Source organism: Faecalibacillus intestinalis, from assembly GCF_015097455.1.
In the GTDB taxonomy this organism is placed as follows: domain Bacteria; phylum Bacillota_I; class Bacilli_A; order Erysipelotrichales; family Coprobacillaceae; genus Faecalibacillus; species Faecalibacillus intestinalis.
In genome coordinates this window covers 664,445-677,065 of record NZ_AP024085.1, presented here as the reverse complement: position 1 = coordinate 677,065, position 12,621 = coordinate 664,445, and the positions used below count along the sequence as shown (strand labels likewise).

13 protein-coding genes are annotated in these 12,621 nt (G+C 29.0%); 2 read left to right on the top strand and 11 right to left on the bottom strand.

The features are described from left to right. From Fi14EGH31_RS03500 to Fi14EGH31_RS03465, 8 genes are all read right to left on the bottom strand, one after another. Nucleotides 1-927 carry a DUF561 domain-containing protein gene (locus Fi14EGH31_RS03500; protein WP_107030020.1) on the bottom strand — a complete coding sequence of 309 codons (927 nt, stop codon included), beginning with the start codon at nt 925-927 and terminating at the stop codon, nt 1-3. Between the two features lie 10 nt (nt 928-937). Then, nucleotides 938-1,849, bottom strand: a complete 912-nt coding sequence (locus Fi14EGH31_RS03495) for a beta-ketoacyl-ACP synthase III (protein WP_107030019.1) — start codon at nt 1,847-1,849, stop codon at nt 938-940. 11 nt (nt 1,850-1,860) lie between these two features. Continuing rightward, the gene (locus tag Fi14EGH31_RS03490) at nt 1,861-2,781 is read right to left on the bottom strand and encodes an acetyl-CoA carboxylase carboxyltransferase subunit alpha (RefSeq protein ID WP_200765139.1); all 921 of its coding nucleotides are present in this window, start codon (nt 2,779-2,781) and stop codon (nt 1,861-1,863) included. A gap of 2 nt (nt 2,782-2,783) precedes the next feature. Then, complete coding sequence (gene accD, locus Fi14EGH31_RS03485) at nt 2,784-3,650, bottom strand: acetyl-CoA carboxylase, carboxyltransferase subunit beta (protein ID WP_117347876.1); 867 nt, start codon at nt 3,648-3,650, stop codon at nt 2,784-2,786. Beyond that, a complete protein-coding gene (locus tag Fi14EGH31_RS03480; RefSeq protein WP_195933165.1) occupies nt 3,650-5,008 on the bottom strand; it encodes an acetyl-CoA carboxylase biotin carboxylase subunit in 1,359 nt (452 codons plus the stop codon). The genes accD and Fi14EGH31_RS03480 overlap by 1 nt, the downstream gene beginning before the upstream one ends. Then, on the bottom strand, nt 5,001-5,426 hold the full coding sequence (locus Fi14EGH31_RS03475; RefSeq protein WP_022000697.1) for an acetyl-CoA carboxylase biotin carboxyl carrier protein: 426 nt from the start codon (nt 5,424-5,426) through the stop codon (nt 5,001-5,003). The genes Fi14EGH31_RS03480 and Fi14EGH31_RS03475 overlap by 8 nt, the downstream gene beginning before the upstream one ends. Before the next feature lie 103 nt (nt 5,427-5,529). Further along, the gene (acpP, locus tag Fi14EGH31_RS03470; RefSeq protein ID WP_022000698.1) at nt 5,530-5,757 is read right to left on the bottom strand and encodes an acyl carrier protein; all 228 of its coding nucleotides are present in this window, start codon (nt 5,755-5,757) and stop codon (nt 5,530-5,532) included. 152 nt (nt 5,758-5,909) lie between these two features. Then, nucleotides 5,910-6,899: a GtrA family protein gene (locus tag Fi14EGH31_RS03465; protein ID WP_158577617.1), complete on the bottom strand. Its 990-nt coding sequence runs from the start codon at nt 6,897-6,899 to the stop codon at nt 5,910-5,912. 138 nt (nt 6,900-7,037) lie between these two features. Between Fi14EGH31_RS03465 and Fi14EGH31_RS03460 the strand changes: the two genes are divergently transcribed. Together Fi14EGH31_RS03460 and Fi14EGH31_RS03455 are read left to right on the top strand one after the other, a co-directional pair. After that, nucleotides 7,038-8,060 (top strand): YeiH family protein, encoded by a 1,023-nt coding sequence (locus tag Fi14EGH31_RS03460; RefSeq protein WP_117481191.1) that lies wholly within the window; start codon nt 7,038-7,040, stop codon nt 8,058-8,060. A gap of 96 nt (nt 8,061-8,156) precedes the next feature. After that, on the top strand, nt 8,157-9,833 hold the full coding sequence (locus Fi14EGH31_RS03455) for a Na/Pi cotransporter family protein (protein WP_117788688.1): 1,677 nt from the start codon (nt 8,157-8,159) through the stop codon (nt 9,831-9,833). 47 nt (nt 9,834-9,880) lie between these two features. On the opposite strand, the gene Fi14EGH31_RS03450 is transcribed toward Fi14EGH31_RS03455, so the two are convergent. From Fi14EGH31_RS03450 to Fi14EGH31_RS03440, 3 genes are read right to left on the bottom strand one after another with little or no spacing between them, the layout of a single operon-like run. After that, nucleotides 9,881-11,221 (bottom strand): HAMP domain-containing sensor histidine kinase, encoded by a 1,341-nt coding sequence (locus tag Fi14EGH31_RS03450; RefSeq protein WP_118473732.1) that lies wholly within the window; start codon nt 11,219-11,221, stop codon nt 9,881-9,883. Further along, nucleotides 11,214-11,903, bottom strand: a complete 690-nt coding sequence (locus Fi14EGH31_RS03445; RefSeq protein WP_117481185.1) for a response regulator transcription factor — start codon at nt 11,901-11,903, stop codon at nt 11,214-11,216. Before Fi14EGH31_RS03445 ends, Fi14EGH31_RS03450 begins: the two co-directional genes overlap by 8 nt. Beyond that, on the bottom strand, nt 11,900-12,556 hold the full coding sequence (locus tag Fi14EGH31_RS03440; protein ID WP_118347747.1) for a PIG-L family deacetylase: 657 nt from the start codon (nt 12,554-12,556) through the stop codon (nt 11,900-11,902). Before Fi14EGH31_RS03440 ends, Fi14EGH31_RS03445 begins: the two co-directional genes overlap by 4 nt. Nucleotides 12,557-12,621: the final 65 nt, after the last annotated feature.

Sequence of the window (12,621 nt, the reverse complement as noted above, 5' to 3'; positions counted from 1 at the left end):
TTAAATCTCCAAATTTGAATAAGTTTCTTGTAACTCACTCATCATTTCTTCTAAAATTTGTTTAACGGGTTTAATTTCATGAATCATTCCTGCAACTTGTCCTGCCATCAAAGAACCTTCATCAACATTTCCCTCAAAAACAGCTTTTTTTAATGAACCTAAAGTATATTTTTCAAGTTCCATCATATCTGCTCCAGCTTTTTCTTTTTGAATATAAGCTTTTGCCATTTTATTTTTTAAGATTCTTACTGGTGTTCCATTAATTCTTCCTGTAACAGTTGTCGAAGTATCTTTCGCTTTTAAAATCGCTTGTTTATAATTTTCATGAATTGGACATTCTTTACTTGCGAGTAAAACTGTTCCAATTTGTACACCACAAGCACCTAAAGCATAAGCCGCTAACATTTGCTTGCCACTGGCAATTCCTCCTGCAGCAATAACAGGAATAGAAACATTACTTACAACTTGAGGAACAAGCGCCATAGTCGTTGCCTCACCAATATGTCCCCCTGCTTCACAACCCTCAACAATTAAACCATCCACGCCTGCACGTTCTAATCTTTTAGCAAGAGCCACACTAGGAACAACAGGTAAAATTTTAATTCCTGCTTCTTTCCACATTTTTATATATACACCTGGATTTCCAGCACCAGTTGTCACAACTGGGACATGTTCATCAATAACGATTTGTGCCATTTCTTTGGCATCTGGATTGAGTAACATAATATTGACACCAAAAGGTTGATTTGTTAATTTTTTACATGCTTGAATTTCTGCTTTTAACATTTTAGCATTCATTCCTCCAGCTCCAATCAAACCCAAACCTCCTGCATTAGAAACACTCGCAGCAAAGGCACCGGTAGCAATATTGGCCATTCCTCCTTGAATAATAGGATATTTAATATTTAATAACTCATTTAATTTCATTTTGTTCTCCTTACCATTCCATTAAAATTGCACCCCAAGTAAGTCCTCCACCAAAGCCAACGAGAATGATTTTCATTCCTTTTTGAAGTAACCCTTGTTCATTCATCTTCGCTAAAGCTAACGGAATACTCGCTGCTGAGGTGTTTCCATATTCTTGTAAGTTCATATAAAACTTTTCACTTGAACATTGATATTTTTTATAAACATGTTTAATAATTCTTTCATTTGCTTGATGACAAATTACATAATCAATATCATTTAATGTCATCTTTGCTTGGTTTAAGACATGATCAATACTTAAAGGAATTGCTTTAATAGCAAATTTAAAAACATCTTGACCTTTCATTTTTAAATAATCATTTCTTTTAGAAAATAGTACTTCTTCATTTCCATCACTATCTAAATAACTAAAAAAAAGCTTTTGACTTTTTTTAATCAGCGTAGCGGCTGCACCATCTCCAAATAAAATACACGTATTACGATCTTGATAATCTACAATAGAGCTTAATTGTTCACTTCCAATAACAAGTCCATATTGATTTTCTTCTAACAAGCTTTGAGCAACTTTTAAAGCATAAACATAACCACTACAAGCAACATTAATATCAAAACACATCATTGATTGATGATTTAAACCTAAAGCTTTTTGTACAAGACAGGCATTACTTGGCGTATTATTTTCTGGTGTCATCGTAGCTACAATAATTAAAGCAAGTTGACTTAAATCTTGATTTTGAGTTGCTTTTTTAGCAGCTTCAATAGCTAGAAAGGCACTTGATTTATCTGAAAGATGTCTTTTTAAAATACCCGTTCGTGAAACAATCCACTCATTAGATGTTTCTACCATTTGTTCAAGTTGTTGATTATCTAAAGTCTTTTCAATTTTGGCATAACCTGTAGAAACAATTTCAATTCCATTCATCTTTTTCTCCTTTAAAATACTTGTCCTATCTTTCTATATTTTTCATAACGTTTATTAATCAATTGAGATGTTGATAACTTTTGTAATTCTTTAAGATTTGTATTTAAATATTCTTTTATTTGTCGATAAACTTTATAACTTTCAACAGTAGCCCCTTTTAAATCTTCATCTATGATATGATCAATAATATGACGCTCATAAAGATCCTTAGCTGTTAATTTCATTAAGCTTGCAGCCTCTGCAACGCGCTTTCCTTCTTGATCTTTCCATAAAATAGAAGCAAATCCTTCAGGAGATAAAATCGAATAAACACTATTTTCTAACATGACTAAGCGATCACTCACACTTAAAGCCAAAGCTCCTCCAGAACCTCCCTCACCAATAACAATAGTAATAATAGGAACTTTTAAAAGAGACATTTCTAAAAGATTTCGAGCAATTGCTTCTCCAATTCCATGCATTTCTGCTTCCATTCCTGGATAAGCTCCTGGAGTATCGACAAAAGCAATAATAGGACGTTTAAATTTTTCTGCCTGTTTCATTAAGCGCATTGCCTTTCGATAGCCTTCTGGTGAAGACATTCCAAAATTACATTTTAAATTATCTTCTAAAGTTTTTCCTTTTAAATGACCGATAATTGTTACAGGTTGTTGATTAAATAACCCAATGCCTCCAACAATTGAACCATCATCTTTTGCTAAACGATCTCCATGTAATTCAATAAAATCATCAAAGAGATGATTGATATAATCTTTAATATTTGGTCGTGTACTTTTTCTAGCAAGATAAACATGATCATAAGGTGAAAGATGTTGATAATATTCTTCTTGTTTTTTGATTTGACTTTCGATTTCTTTTTTTCTTTCTTGATTGCAATCAAGAAGTTCTTTTTGTAACTTTTCAATTTCTTTTTCTACTTGACTTAAAGACATCTTTATGCCCCCTTACCATGCATTTTTAAAATTCTAATAAGTGTTGAACGCATTTCTTGACGTTTCACAATTAAATCAACAAATCCTTGTTCTTCCATAAATTCCGTTGTTTGAAAGTTTTCCGGTAATTTTTGTTTAAGCGTACTTTCAATGACACGTCTTCCTGCAAATCCAATCAATGCTTGAGGTTCACCAATAATAATATCTCCTAAGCTTGCAAATGAAGCTGTTACTCCTCCTGTTGTTGGATGGGTAATATAGGAAATATAAAGTAAACCTGCTTGATGATGTCTAGCAAGAGCGGCGGAGGTTTTTGTCATTTGCATTAAGGAATAAATTCCTTCTTGCATTCTAGCGCCTCCTGAAGCTGTAAAAATAATGAGTGGATACTTTCTTTTGGTTGCATGTTCAATAGCTTTCGTGATTTTATCACCTACAATAGAAGACATACTACCCATTAAAAAACGTGAATCCATCACACAAGTAATCACCTTTGTCCCATTTATTTTTCCACTTGCTACAACAACAGCTTCATTTAAACCTGTTTTTTGTTGTAGAAATTCTAATTTTTCATCGTATCCGGGAAATTCTAAAGGATTTACTCTTTGTGTACTTTTATAGAGTTCTTTATATTTTCCTTGATCATAAATCATTTCTAATCTTTCATAAGCAGTGATCTTTAAATGATTTCCACAATGAGGACAAACTGACATATTTTTTTTAAGTTTACTTGTAAGAATCAATTCTTTACACTTTGGACATTTTGTATAAAGTCCTTCAGGAACTTCTTTTCTTTCATTTTCTCTTTTTTTTCTTAATGACTTAAATAAATGAAGTTTTTCTTTTCTTTCCTTAAATAACTGTTCCATCATCTTTCATTCACCAACTCATCTAAATGTTTTTCAATAAAACTTGTATCAAAATTTCCTTTGACATAATCACTTTCATGTAAAATCAAATACTGTAATTCTTGATTCGTATCAATACCATCAATCACTAATTCACTTAAGACCCTACGCATTTTACGAATTGCTTCAATACGATTTCTTCCATGAACGATTACCTTAGCAATCATTGAATCATAATGAGAAGACACTTGATAACCTTGATATAAAGTTGTATCAATACGTACCCCAAAACCTCCTGGAATATGTAAACTACTAACAATCCCTGGTGAAGGTCTAAAACCTTCTTGAGGATTTTCAGCATTGATTCGACATTCAAGGGCATGTCCCTTTAATTCAATATCACTTTGTTTATAATTCAATTTTAAATGTGCAGCTATTCTAATTTGTTCACGAACCAAATCAACCCCCGTTACCATCTCTGTTACTGGATGCTCAACTTGAATACGCGTATTCATCTCAATAAAATAATATTTTCCATCCGGTGCTAAAACAAATTCAATCGTTCCTGCATTAACATATCCTACTTTTTTAGCTGCTTTGATAGCATCATTTCCCATCTTTTCTCGAAGCTCTTGACTTAAAGCTTTACTTGGAGATTCTTCCATCATCTTTTGGTTTCTTCTTTGAATTGAACAATCTCTTTCTCCTAAATGAATAACATTACCAAAATGATCAGCTAAAATTTGAAATTCAATATGTTTAGGATTTAAAATCAATTTTTCCATATACATATCATCATCACCAAAACAAGCCTTTGCCTCTGCTTTAGCTGTTAAATAAGCATTTTCAAAATCTTCTTCCTTAAAACATTTTCTCATACCTCTTCCACCACCACCGGCAGAAGCTTTAATTAAAACTGGATAACCAATCTTTCTAGCAATTTCTTTTCCTTGACTGACAGATTCAATACTGCCATCACTTCCAGGAACAACTGGAACTCCTGCTTCGATCATCATTTGTCGAGCAACGCTTTTATTCCCCATTTGATCAATCACATCGCCACTTGGACCAATAAAAGTCATACCACATTTTTCAACAAGTCTGGCAAACGTCGAATTTTCAGATAAATAACCAAATCCAGGATGAATTGCATCACACCCTGATAAAGTAGCTACTGATAAAATATTTTCCATATTTAAATAACTATCACTACTTTTAGCAGGTCCAATACAGTAAGCTTCATCTGCTAATTGAACATGTAAAGAAGTGGCATCTGCTGAAGAATAAACAGCAACGGCTTCAATTCCCATTTCTTTACAACAACGAATAATTCTAACGGCTATTTCACCGCGATTAGCAATCAATATCTTTTTAAACATTTTCTTCAATAACCATTAAAGCTTGATCATATTCTACAAGCGCTTCATTTTCTACAAGAATTGATGTAACCGTTCCATCACATGGTGCCTTAATTTCATTCATCACCTTCATTGCTTCAATAATACAAACAATATCTCCTTTTTTAACTGTCTTTCCAACAGTAACATACGGATCACTTTCAGGTGAACTTGCACCATAGAAAACACCTACAATTGGTGATTTTACAGGCGTACCTGTAGGCTCTTTAGTGTTTACTTCTGCAACCATTTTATTTTCTTTTTCTAATGGTTTTACATATTCAACTTTTTCACTTTCTTTTTCTAATTCTATTTTTAAATCATCTATTTCTACTTTCATTTTAGTGACATTTGATTGATCAAACTCACTCATAATTTGTTTAATAAAATCTAATTTCATAGCATTCTCCTTTATTTGAAGTTCAAAGTATATAGTAAAATAATAAGCTTTGAAATTCAAAGCTTATTATAAAATATATAGTCGCCTCAGCGACACCTCTTTACTATTTGTTTGCTTCAATATAATCTACGATATCTTTAACAGTTTTCATGTTAGAAGCAACTTCATCTGGAATTTCTACTTCAAATTCTTCTTCAATTTGCATAATTAATTCAACAGCATCTAAAGAATCAGCTTCTAAATCATCTTTTAAATTTGCTTCCATTGTAACTTGACTTTCATCACAACTTAATGAATCAACAATGATCTCTTTTACTTTTTCAAAATCCATTTTACTTTCCTCCTTGAATACGATTTGTATTATACACGAAGAAAGCAAAATGTAAATACTTTGAAGTTCAAATTTATTTATTTTTTCATTTTATCTTGATTTTATCAGTGCTTTTTATTCAAAAAAAAAGAAGAACATCCATATATTCTTCTTTATTCTTTAGAAAAAACCCACTTCATTTGTACATTATAACTTAATAAAAATAATAATAAATCACCTACAGGTTTAGCAAGCTTTTCAGACATAATACCTAATGTAGAAAAAACATAAACAAAAAGTGTAGACAAAATTGTAATGACTACTGTTAAAATCAAAAATCTAATTGCCGTTTGTTTAGTTTCAGTTCTTTCTTTAAAAACAATCTTTTTATTGTAAATGTAATTTTCAACAGTTGAAATAACACGGGCTACAAGACTAGCAATAGCAATACGCCAAAAATCACTTGTCATCCATATTTTTAATACATCTAATAAAAGCCAAGCAAGTAATACATCTATGACAGAACTAATTACTGAAGATGAAATAAAACGGAATAGATGTAAGAAGATAACGTAAAGGATGTTACGATTATTATTTTTTAGATGAAAACATTCTTTATTTTGATCAACAACTATTTCCTTAACTGTTATTTCTTTTTGAACACAATCAATCAATACTTGTACTTCATAACAATTTTCATCTACTTTCAACATTTGATCTAAATATTTCATAGAAAAACCAATAATTCTACTATCAACATTTTTAAATTCTTGATGATAAATCATAGAAAATATCTTTGAAAATATTCTTTTACCTTTTGTATGAATAAAAAAGATTTTTTCTTGTTTAAATAATTCATTTAATTGAGTCATTTTATCTATTGGATAATCTTCTTCTAAAATAAGAATACCTTTTCTATCTTGATTATTTTCCTTAATAAAATTTAAACCCTTTTTAATAGCATTTCCTTTTCCTTTAGAAACAGGATAGTTAATAATTGTACAATCATCAACAAGACTTTCAAAAATAGAATGATATTTTTCATCAGAACCATCATTTACAACAACAATAGAATATCTTTCTTTTTTCAATTCTTTGATATAGTTTATAATTTCCTCCCTAGGATTATAAACTGGCATTAAAATTACTATTTCACTATTCATATTCATCCCTCATTTAATAATGATACATGAATCTACTTTGAATGACAAAGGAATGAGAAAAAATTATTCTTAACAATTCTTAATTCTAATTTAAATAAAAGTATGATAAACTACTTTTGTTTAAAAGGGAGAGAGTTTATGAATTTTAAAAAGAATTATAAAGGAATGTTATTATGTTTGATTATTGCGATTCCTTGTTGGTTTTTAGGAAAGAAGTTTCCTATTGTAGGTGGTCCTGTCTTTGGAATTATTCTTGGAATGATCATTACTTTATTTATTAAAGATAAAAAAGAATTACAATCAGGCATCACTTTTACATCCAAAAAAATCTTACAGTATGCGGTTATCTTGTTAGGATTTGGAATGAACCTATCTGTTGTATTACAAACAGGTAAACAATCATTACCTATCATTCTAGCAACGATTTCTACATCACTTATTGTTTCTTATGTATTACATAAAGCAATGAAGATACCAAGTAAGATATCCACACTTATTGGTGTAGGATCTTCGATTTGTGGTGGTTCAGCCATTGCAGCAACAGCACCCGTGATTGAAGCGAGCGATGAAGAAGTAGCTCAAAGTATTTCTGTTATCTTTTTATTTAATATGATTGCTGCATTATTGTTTCCTACTTTTGGAACAGTTCTTGGTTTTTCTACAAAGAGTGGTGAAGCATTTGGTATTTTTGCTGGAACAGCCATTAATGATACATCTTCAGTTACTGCTGCAGCTTCTACATGGGATTCAATGTACCATCTACAAAGTGCTACTTTAGATAAAGCTGTTACTGTAAAACTTACAAGAACACTGGCTATTATTCCTATTACTTTAGTTTTATCTTTTTTTAAGTTAAGAAAGAATAAAGATGGTCAAAAGGTTAATTTAAAGAAAGTTTTTCCTTTCTTTATTATTTATTTTGTTTTAGCTTCACTTATTACAACAATATCCATTCATATGGGTGTATCTGCTAATTTCTTTACACCATTTAAAGAATTAAGTAAATTTTTTATTGTTCTAGCAATGGTAGCTATAGGACTGAATACAAATGTTATTCAATTAATTAAAAAAGGTGGAAAACCTATATTATTAGGATTTATTTGTTGGATCAGTATTACCTGTATGAGTTTATTTATGCAACATATATTAGGAATTTGGTAAAAGCTCTTAGGAGCTTTTTTTGTTAAGAATATGTTAAGTTTATATACATTACCTTAAGAAAGTGTTAATCTACTAACGGATTGTGAGGGATTATATATGAAACTAACAAATATTTTTTCTATGTTAGGTGGTTTAGCGCTTTTCCTTTATGGAATGAATATGATGTCTAATGGATTAGAGCTAGCTGCTGGAAATAAAATGAAAACGATTCTAGAAAAATTAACATCGAATCGTATTTTAGGCGTTTTAGTAGGTGCTTTAGTAACTGCTATTATTCAATCTTCATCAGCAACTACAGTAATGGTTGTAGGTTTTGTTAATTCTGGGTTAATGTCTTTAACAAGTGCTGTGTGGGTAATTATGGGTGCTAATATTGGAACAACCATTACTGGTCAATTGATTGCAATTGATATTACAGCAATTGCACCTTTAATTGCTTTTATTGGTGTAGCAATGATTGTCTTCTTTAAAAGTAAAAAATTAGATGCTTTTGGAAGTGTTATTGGTGGTTTAGGTATTTTATTTATAGGAATGGAAACTATGTCTAACGCTATGGTTCCGCTTCGTACTATGCCAGAGTTTGTAGGATTAATTTCTAAATTTCAAAATCCATTTATTGGTATTTTAGTAGGAGCGTTATTTACTGCACTTATTCAAAGTTCTTCTGCTTCTGTAGGTATTTTACAAGCTTTAGCTAAAAGTGGCGTTATGACTTTATCATCATCTATTTATGTTTTATTTGGTCAAAATATTGGAACTTGTATTACTTCTGTTTTAGCTTCTATTGGGACAAGTAAAAATGCTAAAAGAACAACTATTATTCATTTAACTTTTAATATTATTGGAACTGTTATATTTGTAAGTATTAGTATGTTATTTCCTTTTGCTCATTTGGTTGAAAGTATAACACCAAATAATGTTGCTGCTCAAATAGCTAATGTACATACAATATTTAATGTTGCTACAACATTATTATTACTTCCAATTGGAACAAAATTAGTTGATCTTGCTAAGATGATTTTACCTGATGATCCAGAAGATCATCAACATATGTCACTTAAATATTTAGATTTTAGTATTTTTAATAATGATTATCATATTGGAACAAGTGCTATTGCAAATACTCAATTATTTAATGAAACTCAACATATGTTAAATGTAGCTAATCATAATGTTAAACGTGCATTTGAGTTATTAGATCATTTTGATCAAGAAAAATATGAACGTTTATTAAAGGATGAAGAATATATTAATTATTTAAATCAACAAATTATTGATTTTACTACAGAAGTTATTTCAAATGAGTTTCCTACAGAAGGTTCTCAAACAATTGTATTATTTTTAAAACTATCTTCTGATTTAGAAAGAATCGGTGATCATGCTATTAATATTGCTTCAAGAGCACAAAAATTAGCTGAAGATGAAACGCATTTTTCTCAAGATGCTTTAAAAGAAATAAGTATTATGGAAAGTTTATGTAATAATATTTTAGATGAATTAATTATTTTAGATTATGATGAATTTAAAAATATTGTCGATAAAGTAGATATCATGGAAGATAATATTGATAAAACTCAACATCAATTCACTGTTAATCAATTAATTCGTTTAAAAGAAAAGAAATGTTCGACTGAAAATAGTATTATTTATACTAAGATTTTAACTGATTTTGAAAGAATTGGTGATCATGGTTTAAACATTGCTGAAAGCTTATATCATATTCGTAAAATCATGAAACAAATGAAAATGATTAAACCAGAAATAGAAGAATAAAGAAAAAAGATTTCTTATATTATATGCATAATATTTGAAATCTTTTTTTATAAATGACATGGAAATGTAATAATTAAAATAAATGAATCCATTAAATCTTGAATGAAGCATTGTCCTTGATGTATTTCTATAATCTTTTTAACACTTTTTAATCCAATCTTATTACTTTCAACTTCATGATTTATTTCTTTCTTTTCATTTTCAAAAACTATTTTTAAATTTCCTTTTTCAATACTTATTTGTAAATAAATGGGTTGCTCTTTTCTTGCATATTTTTGGATATTAGAACATATATTATCCATCATTCTTTTCATCATTGATAAATCTAATTGTAATTGTACTGATGAAATTGTTATCTCTTTTTCAATCTTAAACCCTTCTAATTCTAAATACTCTAAATGTTCTTCAATATATTGAATAAATGATTCACTACTTATTGTTTCTAAACTTGGAATTAAATCATCATTATAAACCAAAGAATATTCAAATGTCTTATTAGATAAATCTTTAATTTGTTCAGTCTTTTCAATACAACTATTTAAATAATGATCCATTTGTTTTTCATCTTTATAACAATGTAAACATAAAATATCTAAATAGCCTCTTAAAGCGGTTAAAGGTGTTCGCAAATCATGTGATAAACAAGTAATCATTTCTTGATGCGATTCTTTTATCCTTGCTTCATTTTGATAATTAGAAGCTAATGTTATTCTTAAAGTATCCATCTCTTGAGCTAAAATAGCTAATTCATCATGGCTCATAATCGTCATAGCATGACTCAAATCCCCTTGTGACATATTTAATACTTCTTGTTTTAAAATATTAATATATTTAACTTTTCTTTTAATAAAAATAAAAGTTGGTAAAAAGAAAATAAGTAAACTAACAAACAAAGCAACATAAAAATAGTATTTTACATACTTTAATAAATGCATAGAACTAACATAAACAATTCCCTCGCCATCTTTAAATTTCACTGATCCACTTATCAATCTATTAAAAGAATACTGTTCAAAATCATTTTGTAAACTATATAACGGTGTAATTCCTACAGGTTCATCCAATACTTTACCAAAATCTCCTCCTAGAAAATTATCTTCTGCATCATCATAAATATAAACATTGGTATAAATATCATGTTTTTTTAATAATTTTTTTAATGCTTTTTTATCTTCTTTATTTTTAGAATAAAGATTGATTTCTTGTGCTTCTTGTTCAAATCTTTTAAAAAATTTATCCTCATTAAAGGGTTTTTCTATAGAATCAATATAATCATAAAATTCTGTCACATTTTCTCGAAAAGCTGCATAACACAAAACAGCAAGCATAGCTGAAGAAAGAAGTAGTAAAACAATTTTCATTGATAAATTCAAGTTCTTTTTAATCAATATAATACCCCTTTCCCCAGACAGTTTTTATAATTCGAGGATTTTGAGGATCTTCTTCAATCTTCTTTCTTAAATTACGTATATGTACCATAATTGTATTATTAGCCCCATAATAATAGTTTTCATGCCAAATAGTTTCAAACAACTGACTTGCTGAAATAACTTGTTTACGATTTAAAACTAAATAATCTAATATCTCATACTCTATATCTGTTAAAGATAACTTATTTTTATTTAAATAGACTTCTTTATGTTCTTGATCAATTTCTAAATCATTTAATCTAATAATTGCTTTTGCTTCCTCTTTTTTACCTTGATATACATGATATCTTCTAAGTAAAGCTTTTACCCTTACATTTAATTCATTATAAGAAAAAGGCTTAGTTAAATAATCATCTCCTCCACTAGAAAACCCTAATGTCTTATCACTTTCTTGCCCTTTAGCTGTTAAAAATAAAATAGGAGCATTTGTCTTTTCTCTCATTAATAAACAAACCTGATATCCATTCATCTCTGGCATCATCACATCTAAAATAATTAAATCAATAGAATCATCTAATAATTCTAAAGCCTCTTTTCCATTTTTAGCTTCTATAATTTGATATCCTTCGTTTGTAAGTAAAACGTGTATCACTTCTCTAATATCATCATGATCATCTACTACCATTATCTTTTCATTCATAAACTTCTCCAATCCTTAGCCTTTACCCAATTTTCATATTTCATCATATGATTTAAATGTCTCATTACTTTCTTTTGTGATGTATAATTATTGATTAATTTCATTTTAGCATCATATTGATTTATTTTCTTTAAATTTTCAGGTACATGATTTTTTTTATAATACTTACCAAAATAATATAAATTTTGTTGAGAACACTTTATACTGACTATCTGTGAAGTTAAACGGTGATGTATATGTCCATACTCTCCTAAAGGATTATGACTTACAACACATTTCCACTTCTTTTTATGACTCAAATAAGCAACATCCTTTTCTATACTTCCTTTTACATGCACCCATGAATCTCTTTTACCATTTGTCTTATCAGGATAATCAAAGATTAAACCTTGATTATGTGTTTTTTTCATTATTTTCATAAATTCTTTTCTTCTCGTTGGATTATTTCCATTCGTTAAACAAACAACTAAATAGTGTCCTTTTAATAAATGATTACCACCCCATATCGTTTCATCATCAGGATGAGCAACAATCATTAACTTTTGACAATCATTTAAATCGATTTGATCTATTTCATTTTGATGTCTACAAGATTCATGATCTATAAAAAAACATCCTAAAACAACTAATATACAAATTAATATTCTCTTCATTTCTATCACCTCTTATACCTTATCACTTCTTTCTTAATAACAATTCATAAGAATTCTTAAGACTT